General features: G+C 70.5%; 17 protein-coding genes and 1 riboswitch. Of the genes, 4 read left to right on the plus strand and 13 right to left on the minus strand.

Annotated features, from left to right (window positions below):
• The first annotated feature begins 73 nt into the window (after window positions 1-73).
• Window positions 74-619, plus strand: coding sequence for a type II toxin-antitoxin system PemK/MazF family toxin (locus OHA98_RS33730; protein ID WP_266931434.1), 546 nt, complete (start codon window positions 74-76; stop codon window positions 617-619).
• 168 nt (window positions 620-787) lie between these two features.
• Here the strand turns inward: OHA98_RS33730 and OHA98_RS33735 are convergent, their stop codons facing one another.
• The 10 genes from OHA98_RS33735 to clpS all read right to left on the minus strand — a co-directional run bounded on the left by OHA98_RS33735 (window position 788) and on the right by clpS (window position 8,793).
• Complete coding sequence (locus tag OHA98_RS33735; protein ID WP_266931437.1) at window positions 788-1,738, minus strand: PLP-dependent cysteine synthase family protein; 951 nt, start codon at window positions 1,736-1,738, stop codon at window positions 788-790.
• Window positions 1,738-2,016 carry a MoaD/ThiS family protein gene (locus OHA98_RS33740; protein ID WP_266931439.1) on the minus strand — a complete coding sequence of 93 codons (279 nt, stop codon included), beginning with the start codon at window positions 2,014-2,016 and terminating at the stop codon, window positions 1,738-1,740. Before OHA98_RS33740 ends, OHA98_RS33735 begins: the two co-directional genes overlap by 1 nt.
• 124 nt (window positions 2,017-2,140) lie before the next feature.
• Window positions 2,141-2,242 carry a putative leader peptide gene (locus OHA98_RS42790; RefSeq protein WP_323179689.1) on the minus strand — a complete coding sequence of 34 codons (102 nt, stop codon included), beginning with the start codon at window positions 2,240-2,242 and terminating at the stop codon, window positions 2,141-2,143.
• A gap of 69 nt (window positions 2,243-2,311) precedes the next feature.
• Window positions 2,312-3,097 (minus strand): ABC transporter ATP-binding protein, encoded by a 786-nt coding sequence (locus OHA98_RS33745; RefSeq protein WP_266931441.1) that lies wholly within the window; start codon window positions 3,095-3,097, stop codon window positions 2,312-2,314.
• A 28-nt stretch (window positions 3,098-3,125) separates the two neighbouring features.
• Window positions 3,126-4,166 (minus strand): iron ABC transporter permease, encoded by a 1,041-nt coding sequence (locus OHA98_RS33750; RefSeq protein WP_266931443.1) that lies wholly within the window; start codon window positions 4,164-4,166, stop codon window positions 3,126-3,128.
• Window positions 4,163-5,206 (minus strand): ABC transporter substrate-binding protein, encoded by a 1,044-nt coding sequence (locus OHA98_RS33755; RefSeq protein WP_266931445.1) that lies wholly within the window; start codon window positions 5,204-5,206, stop codon window positions 4,163-4,165. The genes OHA98_RS33750 and OHA98_RS33755 overlap by 4 nt, the downstream gene beginning before the upstream one ends.
• 37 nt (window positions 5,207-5,243) lie before the next feature.
• A riboswitch (cobalamin riboswitch) is annotated at window positions 5,244-5,409 on the minus strand.
• A gap of 33 nt (window positions 5,410-5,442) precedes the next feature.
• Window positions 5,443-5,865, minus strand: coding sequence for a M67 family metallopeptidase (locus OHA98_RS33760; RefSeq protein WP_266932517.1), 423 nt, complete (start codon window positions 5,863-5,865; stop codon window positions 5,443-5,445).
• A 107-nt stretch (window positions 5,866-5,972) separates the two neighbouring features.
• Entirely contained in the window at window positions 5,973-7,403 is a 1,431-nt protein-coding gene (locus OHA98_RS33765) for an amino acid permease (protein ID WP_266931447.1), read from the minus strand.
• Between the two features lie 384 nt (window positions 7,404-7,787).
• The gene (locus tag OHA98_RS33770) at window positions 7,788-8,372 is read right to left on the minus strand and encodes a DUF2017 domain-containing protein (protein ID WP_266931449.1); all 585 of its coding nucleotides are present in this window, start codon (window positions 8,370-8,372) and stop codon (window positions 7,788-7,790) included.
• 112 nt (window positions 8,373-8,484) lie between these two features.
• Complete coding sequence (gene clpS, locus OHA98_RS33775) at window positions 8,485-8,793, minus strand: ATP-dependent Clp protease adapter ClpS (RefSeq protein ID WP_266931451.1); 309 nt, start codon at window positions 8,791-8,793, stop codon at window positions 8,485-8,487.
• 89 nt (window positions 8,794-8,882) lie between these two features.
• On the opposite strand from clpS, the gene OHA98_RS33780 reads away from it, so the two are divergent.
• Both OHA98_RS33780 and OHA98_RS33785 read left to right on the plus strand, forming a co-directional pair.
• Window positions 8,883-10,211, plus strand: coding sequence for a nicotinate phosphoribosyltransferase (locus OHA98_RS33780; protein WP_266931453.1), 1,329 nt, complete (start codon window positions 8,883-8,885; stop codon window positions 10,209-10,211).
• A 298-nt stretch (window positions 10,212-10,509) separates the two neighbouring features.
• Window positions 10,510-11,106, plus strand: coding sequence for an isochorismatase family protein (locus OHA98_RS33785; RefSeq protein ID WP_266931454.1), 597 nt, complete (start codon window positions 10,510-10,512; stop codon window positions 11,104-11,106).
• Window positions 11,107-11,131: 25 nt separating this feature from the next.
• On the opposite strand, the gene OHA98_RS33790 is transcribed toward OHA98_RS33785, so the two are convergent.
• Both OHA98_RS33790 and OHA98_RS33795 read right to left on the minus strand, forming a co-directional pair.
• Window positions 11,132-11,476, minus strand: coding sequence for a hypothetical protein (locus tag OHA98_RS33790; RefSeq protein WP_266931456.1), 345 nt, complete (start codon window positions 11,474-11,476; stop codon window positions 11,132-11,134).
• Window positions 11,477-11,600: 124 nt separating this feature from the next.
• The gene (locus OHA98_RS33795; RefSeq protein WP_266931458.1) at window positions 11,601-14,000 is read right to left on the minus strand and encodes an immune inhibitor A domain-containing protein; all 2,400 of its coding nucleotides are present in this window, start codon (window positions 13,998-14,000) and stop codon (window positions 11,601-11,603) included.
• Window positions 14,001-14,418: 418 nt separating this feature from the next.
• Here OHA98_RS33795 and OHA98_RS33800 point away from each other — a divergent pair, with 418 nt between their 5' ends.
• Window positions 14,419-14,736 (plus strand): hypothetical protein, encoded by a 318-nt coding sequence (locus tag OHA98_RS33800; RefSeq protein ID WP_266931460.1) that lies wholly within the window; start codon window positions 14,419-14,421, stop codon window positions 14,734-14,736.
• A 69-nt stretch (window positions 14,737-14,805) separates the two neighbouring features.
• On the opposite strand, the gene OHA98_RS33805 is transcribed toward OHA98_RS33800, so the two are convergent.
• Entirely contained in the window at window positions 14,806-15,468 is a 663-nt protein-coding gene (locus OHA98_RS33805; RefSeq protein WP_266931461.1) for an RDD family protein, read from the minus strand.
• Window positions 15,469-15,481: the final 13 nt, after the last annotated feature.

A 15,481-nucleotide genomic window follows, 5' to 3' on the forward strand; every position in this document is an offset into this window, starting at 1 on the left:
GTCACCGGTTCGATGGAAGCCCGCCGGGGACCGCGGCCGGGTGGGCCCGTACGGGCGCCGGTACGGTCGGGGGATGAACACGTCCTGGTGGGTGGCACTGGCCGCCGTGGTCCTGCTCGCACTCGTCGCCGCGGTGGTGGACGGGCGGGGCCGGTCGGGCCGGCGGCCGGGCAGGCGCGGTGGTGGTACCGGCCCCGCCGGAGCCGGGCGCGGGGCCGGCGGGGGCCGCGGGGCGGACCGGCCCGGTGGGCGGACACGGCCGCCGGGGAAGCCCTCGGCTCCGGGGCGCGGAACCGGCGGAGGGGGCGGCCGGACGCCGCGGCCGGGCGAGATCTGGTGGGCCGACGTGCCGTTCGAGGACGGGCCGGGGTCGAAGGACCGGCCGTGCCTGGTGCTCTCGGTACGGGGTGAACGGGCCGTCGTCGCCAAGATCACCAGCAAGCATCACGAGGAGCGGCCCGGGGTGATCGCGCTGCCGCCCGGGACGGTGGGCGACCTACGGGGGCGGCAGAGCTTCCTGGAGACGGACGAGCTGCGGGAAGTGGCGGTACGGGGGTTCCGGCGGCGGGTGGGCGGCGTGGCCCCGCAGGTGTGGGAGCGGGTACGGGGGCTGGGGTGACGGAGCGGGGCGGGCGGGGGGCCGCCCCGGCGGGCCCGTCCCGTGCCCGCCCTTCCCCCTTCCCCCTCCCCTTCCCGGAACCGGGGGCTCCGCCCCGGGACCCCGCTCCTCGAACGCCGGACGGGCCGCCCGGGGTTGCCCGGGGTCGCCCCGGGCGGGCCGGGCCCGTCAGGCCCAGAGCTGGCCGTGCAGGGTTTCGATGGCGGCTTCCGTGGTGGGCGCTGTGTAGACGCCCGTGGACAGATACTTCCAGCCGCCGTCCGCGACGACGAACACGATGTCCGCGCTCTCCCCCGCCTTGACCGCCTTGTTGCCGACGCCGATCGCCGCGTGGAGCGCGGCGCCCGTGGAGACGCCCGCGAAGATGCCCTCCTGCTGGAGGAGTTCGCGGGTACGGGTGACCGCGTCGGCCGAGCCGACCGAGAAGCGGGTGGTCAGCACCGAGGCGTCGTACAGCTCGGGGACGAAGCCCTCGTCCAGGTTGCGGAGGCCGTAGACGATGTCGTCGTACCGGGGTTCGGCGGCGACGATCCTGACGTCCGGCTTCTTCTCACGGAGGTAGCGGCCCACCCCCATGAGGGTGCCGGTGGTGCCGAGGCCCGCGACGAAGTGTGTGACGGTCGGGAGGTCGCTGAGGATCTCCGGGCCGGTGGTGGCGTAGTGGGCTCCCGCGTTGTCCGGGTTGCCGTACTGGTAGAGCATGACCCAGTCGGGGTGCTCGGCCGACAGCTCCTTGGCGACGCGGACGGCCGTGTTGGAGCCGCCCGCGGCCGGGGAGGAGACGATCTCGGCGCCCCACATGGCGAGCAGGTCGCGCCGCTCCTGCGAGGTGTTCTCCGGCATGACGCACACGATGCGGTAGCCCTTGAGCTTGGCCGCCATGGCGAGCGAGATGCCGGTGTTGCCGCTGGTCGGCTCCAGGATCGTGCAGCCGGGTGTCAGGCGGCCGTCCCGCTCGGCCTGTTCGACCATGTGGAGCGCGGGGCGGTCCTTGACCGAGCCGGTGGGATTGCGGTCCTCCAGCTTGGCCCAGATACGGACGTCCGCGGACGGGGACAGCCGGGGCAGCCGCACCAGAGGTGTGTTGCCCACGGCTGCCAGCGGGGAGTCGTAACGCATCAGCGCATGCCGCCGGCGACGGCCGGGAGGATGGTGACGTTGTCGCCGTCGCTGAGCTTGGTGTCGATGCCGTCGAGGAAGCGGACGTCCTCGTCGTTGAGGTAGACATTCACGAAGCGACGGAGCTCGCCCCCGTCGACGACGCGCTCGCGGATGCCGTTGTGGCGGCTGTCCAGGTCGACGAAGAGGTCGGCGAGCGTCGCCCCGCTGCCTTCGACCGCCTTGGCGCCGTCGGTGTAGGTGCGGAGGATGGTCGGAATGCGGACCTCGATGGCCATGGCGTGGGCTCCTGTCGGAAGCGGGGAGGTGGCGTGGGGCGCGCGTTTCAGCCCCCGCGCTGGGGGTGGGGCGTGTGGGTGGCGCTCGGACCGCGGCTCAGGCCGTGCGGCTCACGGGCAGGCGTCAGCCGGGACAGATCGCGCTGGAAAGCCTGCACAGGTCGACGTGCAGCCGCGCGACGAGCAGCGTGCCCGGCGTCTTGATGCTCACGTCATGGGGAACCATGCGGTCATCGTATCGATTCCCGGCCGGAAATCCGGAGTGCGATCTCGCATGGTGGATGCCGAGCGTTCACTATGCGGAACGGCGGCTCTCGCCCGGGAGGTAGACGACGGTCGGGGCGCCCGTCGTGGGGTGGGTGGTGACCTCGGCCGTCACTCCGTAGACGTCGGCCAGCAGGTCCGGGGTGAGGACCTCGGCGGGGGTGCCCGAGGCGACGACCCGGCCGGCCCGCAGGACGTAGAGGCGGTCGCAGTAGTACGCGGCGAGGTTCAGGTCGTGCAGGGCCAGGAGGTTCGTCGTGCCGAGTTCGCGGACCAGCGAGAGGATCTCCAGCTGGTAGCGGATGTCCAGGTGGTTGGTGGGTTCGTCCAGGACGATGAGGGACGGTTCCTGGACGAGGGTCCGGGCGACCAGCGCGCGCTGGCGTTCGCCGCCGGAGAGGGAGGCGAACGTACGGGGCGCGAGCGCTCCGATGCCGACCCGGTCGAGGGCCGCGGCCGCCAGCTCGGTGTCGGCGGCGGTGTCCGCCTCCCAGAAGCGTTTGTGCGGGGCCCGGCCCATGGCGACGACCTGCGCGACGGTCAGTTCGAAACCGGCCTGGCCGTCCTGCGGGACGGTGGCGATCCGGCGTGCGCGGGCCTTGACGGGGAGGCGGGCGAGGTCGTCGCCGTCGAGCAGGACCCGGCCGTGGGTGGGGCGCAGGGTTCCGTACACGCAGCGCAGCAGGGTGGTCTTGCCGCTGCCGTTGGGGCCGACGAGGCCGACCGTCTCACCGTCGGCGGCGGTCAGGTCGACGGAGTCCACGAGGTGCCGGCCGCCGGTCCCGTACGAGAGGCCTTCGGTACGCAGACTGGTCATGCGGGAACTCCTTCGGGGCGAAGGCCGGTCATGCCGGGGCTCCTTCGGGGCGGCGGCGGAGCATCCAGAGGAAGAACGGGCCGCCGGTCAGGGCGGTGAGCACGCCGACCGGGATGTCCTGGGGAGCGGCGACCGTCCGCGCGGCCAGATCGGCCAGGACCAGGAAGACCGCGCCGCCCAGCGCGGCGACCGGGAGCAGGGCGCGATGGCCGGCGCCGACGGCCATCCGGGCCATGTGCGGCACCATCAGGCCGACGAATCCGATGGCTCCGCTGTAGGCGACGAGGGCACCGGTGAGCAGGGAGGCGAGGACGAAGACCCCGGCCCGGAAGCGTGCGGTGTCGAGCCCGAGGACGGTGGCGCCCTCCTCGCCGACGAGCAGCAGGTCGAGCGGGCGGGCGAGGGTGAGGAGCAGCGCCGTGCCCGCGACGAGGACGGCCGAGGGGAGCGCGAGCATGTCCCAGCGGGCGGCGCCGAGACCGCCGAGGGTCCAGTAGAGGACTTCCTGGAGGTGGTCGGCGCGGGCCGACGTGACCAGGATGAGGCTGGTGAGGGCGGAGAGGACGTAGGAGACGGCGACTCCGGCCAGGACGAGCCGGTTGGTGGTGAGGCCGGATCCGCCGCGGGCCAGGGTGTACACGAGCAGGAGTGAGGCGAGCGCGCCCGCGAAGGCGGCGGCCGGAATGGTGACGGTGGTGGCGAGGCCCGCGCCGACGCCGAGGACGATCACGAGGACCGCTCCGGTGGAGGCCCCGGAGGAGACGCCGAGGAGGAACGGGTCGGCGAGCGGATTGCGTACGAGCGCCTGGAGGACGGTGCCGATCACGGCGAGTCCGGCGCCGACGACGATGCCGAGCAGGACCCGGGGCAGCCGGACGTCGAGGACGATCGTGCGGAACGGGCTCGGTCCGGCCCGCCCGGTCAGGATGTCCAGGACCTGGCCGGGCGGGATGCGGACGGAGCCGAGGGCGAGCGCGGCGAGGACGGCGGCCCCGAGGACGACGGCGAGGGCGCCGAGGACCAGGGTGTAGCGCAGCCGTCGTGGCGCGGCGGGGGTGCGGCAGCTCACGGCGCGGTGGCCGCGTCCGTCGCTTCCTCCGTGGGTGAGTCCCCCGGTATCTCCGGGTGCAGCTGGGCGGCGAGCTTGCCGACCGCCGCGGGGGCGCGCACGCCGAGCACCGCGTCGGAGAGCGGGAGGACGGCGAAGCGCTTGTTCCTGATCGCGGGGACGTCGGCGAGTGCCGGGTCCTCCAGGAGGCGCTTCTTCTTCTGGGCGACGGTGGTGGAGCCGTAGTCGTAGATGACGATGACGTCGGGCTTGCGGGCGACGACGTTCTCCCACGAGGCGTCGCCGAAGGGCTTGTCGAGATCGGCGAAGACGTTGCGGCCGCCGGCCCGGGTGATCAGCTCGTTGCCGATGCCCTTGCCGCCCGCGGTGAACGCGGTCTTGTCGCCGCTGTCGTAGACGAAGACGGAGACCGGGCGGGCGGACTTGAGCCGCTCGGCCGTGGCGGCGTTGGTGGCCTTCGCCTCCTCGATCCACGCGTCGGCGCGCGGGGCGACGCCGAAGGTGCGGCCGACCTCGCGGACCTCCTGGTAGAGGGCGTCCATCGCGGTCGGGTTCTTGGCGCAGTACTCGGTGTTGAGCCGGGTGTCGATGCCGGACTTCTTCAGCGCCTCGCGGCTGCGGCCGTCGCCCGCGGTGAACGCGGTGGAGTAGCCGCCGTAGACGAAGTCGGGGTCGGCGGCGAGGAGCTTCTCGTACGAGGGGTACTCCTCGGCCAGGACCGGGATGGACTCGTACTGGTCCTCGTACTCCGGCAGGACCTGGTCGTCGAGGTAGGCGGTGCCGACCATGGACGTGGCCAGCCCCAGTTCCAGCATCACTTCGGTGACGTGCTGGTTCATGGTGACGGCGCGCTTCGGCGGCGCCTTGTACGTCGTGGTGACACCGCAGTTCGTGACGGTGTACGGGAAGCCCTCGGCGGACGGTCCGCCGGCCTTGGCCGAGCCCGCGGAGCCGTTGTCGGCGTCCGCGGCGGAGCAGGCGGTGAGGGCGAGCGGGAGCAGCACGGCGGCGGCTATGAGCGCGGGGGTGCGCCGGGACATGGCGGGGCCTCTCCGGGGGATTTCCGCGTCCCCTGGTCGGTGCGAGAAGGCGGCAGGCCAGTTCCTGACTGCCGAGCCCCGGTCCTGGTGGACGGGGTTCGGTCACAGTGGCGGGACCGTGCCGGACTTGCACCGGCTTCCTGGTTCCTGCCGCCTCGTTGGGTCTGGGTGCAGTGTGCCAGACCTGGTCGCGACGCAGGTGAGGCGACCCTCAGTGGGCGTCCCCCGGGCGTCCTTCAGCAGGCGTCGACGATCTTGACGTCCTCCTCGGTGATCTCGCCGTCCACGATGCGGTACGAGCGGAACTGGAAGGGGCCCGCGTCGTCGGTGTCCGCGGTGGAGACGAGGACGTAGTGGGCGCCGGGTTCGTTGGCGTACGTGACGTCGGTGCGGGAGGGGTAGGCCTCGGTCGCCGTGTGCGAGTGGTAGATGATCACGGGCTCCTCGTCGCGGTCGTCCATGTCGCGGTAGAGCTTGAGGAGGTCGGCCGAGTCGAACTCGTAGAACGTGGGCGAGCGGGCGGCGTTGAGCATGGGGATGAAGCGTTCGGCCCGTCCCGTTCCGGCCGGTCCCGCGACGACTCCGCACGCCTCGTCGGGGTGGTCCTCGCGGGAGTGGGCGACGATCCGGTCGTGGAGGTCCTGGGTGATGGTCAGCATGGCGCCCAGGATAGGACCGGCCCGTACGGGCGGCGGGCCCGCCCGTACCGAGGAGTGGTACGGACGGGCCCGCATGCCGGACGCTCCGGCGTGGGTGGCCGTGGGTGTCAGCGCTTGATGAACGCCGTGTTCCCGGGGTTGCGGGCCTTGAGCACCAGATACGAGACACCGAGGATCAGGGCCCAGACCGGTGCGCAGTACAGCGAGACCCGGGCGTCCTTGTCGATGGCCATCATCACGATGACCATGCCGATGAAGCCGAGCGCGAAGACGCTGGTGTACGGGGCTCCGGGGGCCCTGAAGGCGGACTGCGGGAGCACCCCCCGGTCGGCCAGCGCGCGGAAGCGGAGCTGGCTGAGCAGGATCATGACCCAGGCCCACATGCCGGAGATGGTCGCGAAGGAGACGACGTAGTTGAACGCCTCGCCCGGCCACTGGTAGTTGATCCAGACGCCGACGAGCATCAGCGCGGCCGAGAACGTGGTGCCGGCGAACGGCAGGCCGTTCCTCGTCAGCCTGGTGAAGGCCCTCGGGCCCTGCCCGTTGAGCGCCAGGTCGCGCAGCATGCGGCCGGTGGAGTACATCCCGGAGTTGCAGGAGGAGAGCGCCGCGGTCAGGACGACGAAGTTGACGATCGCGGCCCCCACGCTGAGACCCATCTCCTCGAAGGTCTTCACGAACGGCGAGACACCCGGCTTGAACGTGCTCCACGGCACCACCGAGAGGATCATGATCAGCGCGCCGACGTAGAAGACGGCGATGCGCCACGGCACGGTGTTGATGGCCTTGGGCAGGACGGTCGTGGGGTCCTTGGACTCGCCCGCGGTGACGCCGACGAGTTCGACGGCGAGGAAGGCGAACATCACGATCTGGAGGGTCATCAGCGTGCCGGTGATGCCCGAGGGGAAGAATCCGCCGTCGTTCCAGAGATTGGCGACGGTCGCGGTGTCGGCGGCGTCGGAGAAGCCGATCGTGAGGACTCCGGCGCAGACGAGGATCATGCCGATGATCGCGGTGACCTTGACCATCGAGAACCAGAACTCCAGCTCACCGAAGAGCTTCACGGAGATGAGGTTGGCGCCGTACAGAATGACCGTGAAGACGAGTGCCGACAGCCACTGCGGAATGTTCCACCAGTACGTCATATAGGTGGCGGCGGCGGTGACTTCGGTGATTCCGGTGACGACCCAGAAGAGCCAGTACGTCCAGCCGGTCACGAATCCGAAGAACGGGCCGAGGAATTCCCGCGCGTACTCCGCGAAGGAGCCGGAGACCGGGCGGTACATGAGAAGTTCGCCCAGCGCCCGCATGATGAAGAAGATGACCAGGCCCGCGATCGCGTAGGCCAGGATGAGGCTGGGACCGGCCCGGTCGATGGCTTTGCCCGCACCGAGGAAAAGCCCGGTGCCGATGGCTCCACCAATGGCGATCATCTGGATCTGGCGGGCACCCAGGCCGCGCCGGTATCCTTCGCCGCTGTTTCCTGCACCCTCGGCCTCATCGCCGGCGTGCCCCTTGTCGACCTGTGCCGATGTCATGGTGGTGCGCCTTTCTCCACGCCGATCCGCGCCTTCACAGGCGACGGATCAGTTCCTGATCCCCCCGGATATGGATGGAGTGCCGTCGGCGTTCGGCCGACTTGTAGCGCCCCCGGGAACAGGGATGGCGTCCCCGGGCGGTCGTGAAGATTTATCACGGGCCCCCGGGCGACCCACGGGACATTGTGTGGCGCACACCACAGGAAAAAGCGGACAAGAGTTTCCAGCCGCTGCAAAGACGGCTGTTCGGGTGACGCGATCGTTATTCCGATTTGAGCGTCCACTGAGCGAACGCACCGCAGGACGCGCCCAAGGAGGCACCCGAGGACGCGCCGAAGGGCTGCCCCGCGGAACAGCTTCGCGGGACAGCCCTTCGCCTCCGGATTACGGCATCAGCGTCTCGATGAGCGTCTCCTGGAGCGCCCCCAGCCAGAGATAGGCCATCACCATCGGCTTGCGCGGGTCGCTGTCGGAGAGGCGGTAGAGCGAACCCTCCTGCCCCTCGTCCTCGTCGGACACCTCCAGCCGGGTGCCGATGGTGAGCCGCAGGTCGTTCAGGGCGCCGAGCCAGTTGCGGCACTCGGCGGCGGTGAGCGTGAGCACGGCTCCGCCCTCCCCCACGGGTGAGAGCCCGTCCAGGGTGCGTACGAGGGCGAGGGCGTCCTCGCGCTTGCGGGTGCGCAGATCGTTCTCGGTGAAGCGGCGGAACTCGGCGGACGCCTCGCGCAGCTCCTTGTCCTCGTTCCCGTACGCCTCGGGGAACAGCCGGGCCAGGGCGGGGTCGGCGGGCGGTTCGCTCGGACCCTCGGCGAAGAGCGCGGCGAGCGGGTCCTCGCCCTCGGCGGGCTGATCGCCCGGACCGATCAGTTCCAGCAGCTGGACGGCCAGGGAGCGCAGGATGGAGATCTCGACCTCGTCGAGCGCGACGGCCGCGCCGCCGTCGGGGGTGGCCTCGAAATGGCCGGCCATGGATTCTCCGATGGTGGGTCGTGCGGGGCAGGGGCGGGAGAAGCGGATGACGGGCGCGTGGGGCGGGGCCGGTGCGCGGCCCCGTCCGCCGGCGCGCGGGCCGGCCGCGGTCCTAGGTGCGGTCCTGGGTCAGGGTGGCCCAGAGGCCGTAGCCGTGCATGGCCTGGACATCGCGCTCCATCTCCTCGCGGCTTCCGCTGGAGACGACGGCACGGCCCTTCTGGTGCACATCGAGCATGAGCTTGTGGGCCTTGTCCTTGGAGTAGCCGAAGTAGGCCTGGAAGACATAGGTCACATAGCTCATGAGGTTGACCGGGTCGTTGTGCACCAGCGTCACCCAGGGAACGTCCGGCTCGGGGACCGCGAAGGTCTCTTCGGCCGACTCCGGACGTTCGATCTCTACGGGGGTAGCAACGCTCACCTACCCCATGCTGCCACCCGGAAGGGGTCATCGCACAAACGGACCCCACATCTCGTCACTTTGACGAAATAGGGGGTAGCATCCCAGCCATGAACTCAGCGGACCTTGGGCGACGGGTCGGTGTGCCGTCGACCGCACTCTTCACCGACCAGTACGAGCTGACCATGGTGCAGGCAGCCCTGAAGGCCGGCACCGCGGACCGGCGCTCGGTTTTCGAGGCCTTCACCCGGCGGCTGCCGGAAGGGCGGCGCTACGGCGTCGTGGCGGGCACCGGGCGGGTGCTCGACGCCGTGGAGAACTTCCACTTCGACGACGAGATGATCGGCTTCCTGCGCCAGCAGCGCGTCGTCGACGAGCCCACGCTCGAATGGCTGGCCGGTTACCGCTTCAGCGGCGACATCTGGGGCTACCCGGAGGGCGAGGTGTACTTCCCCGGCTCGCCGATCCTGCGGGTGGAGGGCTCCTTCGCCGAGTGCGTGCTGCTGGAGACCGTGATCCTGTCGATCCTCAACCACGACTCGGCGATCGCCGCGGCGGCCTCCCGGATGTCGGCCGCGGCGGGCGGCCGCGGGCTGATCGAGATGGGCGCCCGCCGCACGCACGAACTGTCGGCCGTCGCCTCGGCGCGCGCCGCGTACGTCGGCGGCTTCGACACCACCTCCGACCTGGCGGCGGGCTTCCGCTACGGCATCCCGACCGTCGGGACCAGCGCCCACGCGTTCACCCTGCTGCACGACAGCGAGCGCGACGCGTTCCAGGCACAGGTGGACTCGCTCGGCCGGAACACGACGCTGCTGGTCGACACGTACGACGTGACCGAGGCGGTCCGCACGGCGGTCGAGATCGCCGGGCCCGAGCTCGGCGCGGTCCGGATCGACTCCGGTGACCTCCTGCTGGTCGCGCACCGCGTACGGCAGCAGCTGGACGAGCTGGGCGCCACCGGGACGAAGATCGTGGTGACCTCGGACCTGGACGAGTACGCCATCGCCTCGCTGGCCGCGGCGCCGGTCGACGCCTACGGGGTGGGCACGCAGCTGGTCACCGGGAGCGGACAGCCGACCTGTTCCATGGTCTACAAGCTGGTCGCCCGCGCCGCCTCCGCCGACCCCGGCGAGACGATGCGGCCGGTCGCGAAGAAGTCGCTCGGCGCGAAGTCGTCGGTGGGCGGACGCAAGTGGGCCGCGCGCCGGCTGGACGAGCACGGGGTGGCCGAGGCCGAGGTCGTCGGCACCGGCCCGGTGCCCGAGGAGCTGGCCGGGCGGCAGCTGCTGGTGGAGCTGGTACGGGGCGGCGAGGTGGTCGCCCGTGAACCCCTGGAGGCGGCCCGCGAGCGGCATGTCGCCGCGCGGAAGGGGCTGCCGATGTCGGCGATCCAGCTGTCCCGCGGCGAGCCGGTGATCCCGACCGAGTACATGTGACCCGGCACGGGTCCTGCCGGCAGGTGTGAGGCGGCCGGGGCGGGGCAACGGCGGGATGGGCCGGGATTGCCGGACGGGCTTGATTGTGCCGTCCGAGTCTCTACGCTCGATGGCATCCCGTCCCGCTCCGTTCCCGCCCCCGGCCCGCTCCCCTTCCCGCCCCCTCCGGCCCGCTCCCCCTCCGGCCCACTCCCCTTCCCGCTCCCCTCCGGTCCGGTTCACGCCCCGGCCCCGAAATCCCGGCTCGCGCCCGGCTCGCGCCCGGCCCGCCGCCACTCCCCACCTAAGGACACCCGCCATGCACCGCGCCTTGATCGTCGTGGACGTTCAGAACGACTTCTGCGAGGGCGGCAGCCTCGCGGTGGCGGGCGGCGCCGATGTCGCCGCCGCCATCACCGACCTGATCGGCGAGGCCCAGGCCGTCTACCGCCATGTGGTGGCCACCCGGGACCACCACATCGACCCGGGCGACCACTTCTCGGACCGGCCCGACTTCGAGCACTCCTGGCCGGTGCACTGTGTGGCCGGTACGGAGGGTGTGGGCTTCCACCCGAACTTCGCCCCCGCGGTCGCCTCCGGCGCCATCGACAGCGTGTTCGACAAGGGGGCGTACGCCGCGGCGTACAGCGGCTTCGAGGGGCTCGACGAGAACGGGGTCGGGCTCGCCCAGTGGCTGCGCGACCGCTCCGTCACCGAGGTCGACGTGGTCGGCATCGCGACCGACCACTGCGTCCGGGCCACCGCCCTGGACGCCGCCCGCGAGGGCTTCACCACCCATGTACTGCTGGACCTGACCGCCGGAGTCGCCGGGGCGACCACGCAGCGGGCGCTGGAGGAGCTCCGCGACGCGGGCGTGGAGCTCACCGGCAAGCCGGTCGTCGCCGGACCCCGGTAGGGCGCACCGCGGGCCCGCGCGGGCCCTACGCCGCCGGCCGGGCCGGGCCCGCGTAGCCGGTGGGGCCCAGCAGCGCCCGGATCGGGTGCCAGAGCTCCTGGCCCGCCTGGGGCGCCGCCCGCCACAGCAGGCCGTCCGGGTGGTGCAGCACGGCCGTGATCTCGTCCGGCGTGGGCGGCTGGCTGTTGCCGCGGAGATAGACCGCGCGCAGCCCCAGGTTGCGCAGCCGGGTCAGGGCGCGCGCCCGGTTGGCCGCGTGCACCAGCACCCGTACCGGGGCTCCGGGCGCGGCCCCGTCCGCCGGCCGGGTGAGGGTGAGTGCCACCACCACCGTGCCGTTGGGCAACCTGCAGAATCCTCCGCCTGCCATGCTCCGCGCTCCCCCGTGAGACGTCGTGTCAATAAGGATAAGAACAAGAGGCACCTAAACACGATCGGCCGCCGCCCGCTAGGGGGCGACGGCCGATCATGCTTTGACCTGCGGTGTTACCGGATTACTTGGTCGACGGACCAACCTTCACGGTGATCGTCGAGCCGTTGAGCGGCTCGCTGACGATCGAGATCCGGGTGTTGGTGTCAGAAACCTTGACGCTGCCCGTCGGGTTCTCCTCGTACCAGTACGTCCCCTTGCGGTCGTCGAAGACCGGGACGCCCAGCGACGGCTTGATCTTCAGCGGCACGTCGGCGTTGTGCAGGGTGAAGCCCTGGTTCGGCCACCAGCTGAACGGCGCGTCGAACGGCTGGATCTTGTTGCGCAGGACCGAGCCGTCCTTCCACTTCAGCGGCTTGGCGTGCGAGTCGACCGGCAGGATCAGACCCTGGCCCGGGTGGGCGGAGGTGTTGTTGTCCTTCTGGGAGGTGTCCCAGAGCCACACCATCAGACCGTTCTGGTAGGCGTAGTGCTCCACCCAGTCCGGACGGCTCTGCGAGAAGCCGAAGTTGTACGGGCCGACCTTGAGGGTCTTGTCGTACGACACGTACTGACGGTTCTCGGCGATGTAGTACTGCGGGTAGTCGTTGGTGAACGACTCACCGATCCGCGAGAAGCCCTTGGCGGTCCAGCCGTTGTCGTCGCCCTCGGCGTTGTCCGTGAGGAGCGCGGCACCATCGGCGGTGATCGTGATGGCGTCGGCCGTGAAGCCCTTGCCGCCCGCGCCGCCGTCCGTCTGGTAGCGGAAGCGGAGGTCGATCTTCTTGCCGGCGTAGGCGTTCAGCGGGAAGGAGAGCTTCTGGACGGCGCCGGAGACACCGGTCAGGGCCGGCTTGTCACTGGCGTCGCGCGGGAGCGCCTTGCCGTCGGCCGTGCCGTCGAGCGCGGTCCAGCTGGAGCCGCCGTTCTCCGACACCTCGGTGTAGAGGTAGTCGTAGTCGGCCTCGATGTCGTACCAGCCCGAAAGGTCCAGCGACGCGGCGGACTTGCCGGTCAGGTCGACCGAGCGGGTCAGGGTGTTCGACAGGTCGTCGCCCATGTCGCTCCACCACTGCTTCGAGCCCTCGGCGGGCTTGGTGACAGTCGTGGTGACGGCCTTCTCGGGCAGCTCGACGACGAGCGCCTGCTTGTTCTTGGTGTTGTACTCCGCGACGCCCAGCTTGTGCGTCGACTTCGTGGCGGCCTTGGCCTTGTCGTAGTCGAGCCAGCCCAGCTGCAGCTTGTCCCACGAGGTCATGTCGCCCGGCAGGTTGCCGATCTCGCCGGTGCCGGTGCCGAGCCAGGAGCCCGCCGACATCAGGGACCAGAAGCCGACCGAGTTCTCGCCGTTGTTGGAGGTGTCGTACAGGTCCGGCAGACCGAGGTCGTGGGCGTACTCGTGGGCGAAGACGCCCAGGCCGCCGTTCTCGGGCTGCGCGGTGTAGTCACCGACCCAGATGCCCGTGTCACCGATCTCGGCGCCACCGGCCTTGTTGCCCGCCGGGCCCGTCGCTCCGGCGTTGGTGCCGTAGGCGTACCAGCGGTGCGCCCAGAGGGCGTTGGTGCCCTCGGCGCCGCCGCCGGCGGACTCGTCCTCGCCGGCGTGGACCAGCTGGAAGTGGTCGATGTAGCCGTCGGGCTCGTTGAAGTTGCCGTCGCCGTCGAAGTCGTAACGGTCCCACTCGTCGTACTGCGCGAGGTCGGCCTTGATCTGCTCCAGGGTGCGGCCCTTGGCCTTCTGGTCGGCGACCCAGGCGTTGACGCCGTCACGGACGGTGTCCCAGACGTTGGCGCAGTTGCTCGAACCGCAGTAGTTGGAGCCGTAGCGGGCCTCGTTGTACGGGACCTTCACCCAGTCCGAGACCTCACCGTCGACCGAGTAGCGCCCGGAGGACGTCTTCTCGTAGTAGGTCTTGAGCGAGTCGACACCCTCGCCCTCACCGAAGTAGAGGTCCTGGAAGTGCTTCTGGTTGTAGTCGGCCTGCCAGGCGGTGCTGTTGTCCTTCTTGGGGTCCGGCTTGGCGATCTTGTTGTGCACCGGTCCGGGCGTGCCGCCGTACTTCTTGACGGGCGGCTTGGGGCCGTCGCCGTCCGGGTCGAACATGGTCGTGTCGTCGACCTTGTCGCCGAACTCCACCAGGATGGTGAAGATCTTGTCGGTCTTCTCCCGGCCGAGCTCGACGTACTTCTTGTTGTCGAGCTTGACGACCTTGGAGCCGCTGCGGTTCGACACCTTCTTGTCGCCGGAGAGAACCTGCTCCAGCGCCGCCTGACGCTGGGCGTCCTGCTGCTCGCTGAAGGGGCCTTCCAGGTTGTGTTCCTGGCCCTTCTCCGGTGCCGGGTCACGGCGGTCGACGATGGACGCGCCCGAGCCCGACGTTTTGTCGTCTGCCTGGGCGGTGGCGAATGCCGACGCTGTCGCGGCCGTCGCGGCCATGGCCACGACAACAGCGGTGGCGCGGAGCGCCCGTCTCTTAGTGGTCACTTGATGCAGTCCTCCCCGGCGTCCGCGATCGCGGCCAGGGGGGTGGTGAAGGGCCGCGCGCGTTCAACGCGTCACAAGTGACGACATTTGATCGGAGTTATGAAAGAAAAGACAGACCTTGACTTGCACATACCAAGTGCACTATGCGGAGTGGTCTTCCGGTATCCGGACGGCACCCACGGGGACAACAGGCGCGTGGTCACCACTCGTTGGGGGGCTCCGTGAATCCGTGCGCCCCCCGGTGCACCGACACCGTGGGTTAGGCCGTGCTTACCACCGGCCCGGCTCGGGCATCCACCGTCGTAGAGTCGTTTGACCGTGTGTCGACGCGACCGTTCCACCGCTCCACCATTCGACCGCGCCGAGCGATTCCGCTTCAGAGACTGTCCCATCCGATGTCCCGAGGACGGATACCGCCATGCCGCGTCCGACTGCCGCACAGCTCGCCTACGGTTCGGCCACCGTCATCCTCTCCACCCTCGCCATCCTGCTGCTGTCCCGGACGGAGTCGGGCTTCGGTATGGCCTTCGCCTGCGCCGCGGCACTCGTGCTCGGTCTGCTGGTGGCCATGACGGTACCCGTGCCCAAGCACGTGCAAACCGTGCGCGGGAACCGGTCGGCGGAAGGACGGGCCGCGGCCGCCGCCCGCACGCAGCAGGCCCTGGACGACATCGGACCGGTGCTCCCCGCCGCCCCTGCCGGTGAGCGCGCGGGGGAACACTCCCTGCGCCGCTGAGCATCCCCGTACGCCCGGGTGCCCTCGGCGCCTCCGGCTGCCCCAGGCACCGCCGGGTGCCGCGCCGCCCTACGGGACGCTGACCACAACGGTCTTCGCCGCCTTGTCCTGGAGCCCCTGCCGATAGGGCTTGTCGGTGAACATCAGCACGATGTTGATCAGCCACCACAGACACGGGCAGCACAGCAGTGCCGGGAGCCACAGCACCACGGCCCGCATCAGCGACGGGTTGGTGTCCGGCACCCGCCCGTCGTTGAGCATCGCGACGCGCAGTTTCAGCAGCCGCTTGCCGATGGTCCGGCCGTCCTTGTGGGTGAAGTACGTGTCGTACGCGACGTAGACCACCAGTCCGATCAGCGACCACACCAGCTGATGCCCGCTGTAGGAGTTGCTGACGGCGTCGCCGAACCCGTCGTCGCCGTTGTCCGACGTGACGTCGATCGCGCCGCCCCAGGGAAGCGAGATCAGATACAGCGGGATGGAGACGATGAGGAAGTCGATCAGCCGCGCCACGATCCGCTTGCCCGGCTGGGCCAGCGGCGGCATCCCGGCCAGCGGGTCCGCCCCGCCGTATCCGCCGTAGCCCCCCGGCTCGTACGGCGGGGGCGGGGGCGGCGGAGGGGCACTGCCGTACGGCGAACCCGCTGACGGCGGCGGGGGCTCCTGCGGCTTCTTGAGGAACGGATCGTCGTCCTCGGGCGGCTGGCCGGGCGTCGGCTGGTCGTTACTCATGGGGGCAGTGCAC

The organism is Streptomyces sp. NBC_00654, assembly GCF_026341775.1.
Classification (GTDB): domain Bacteria; phylum Actinomycetota; class Actinomycetes; order Streptomycetales; family Streptomycetaceae; genus Streptomyces.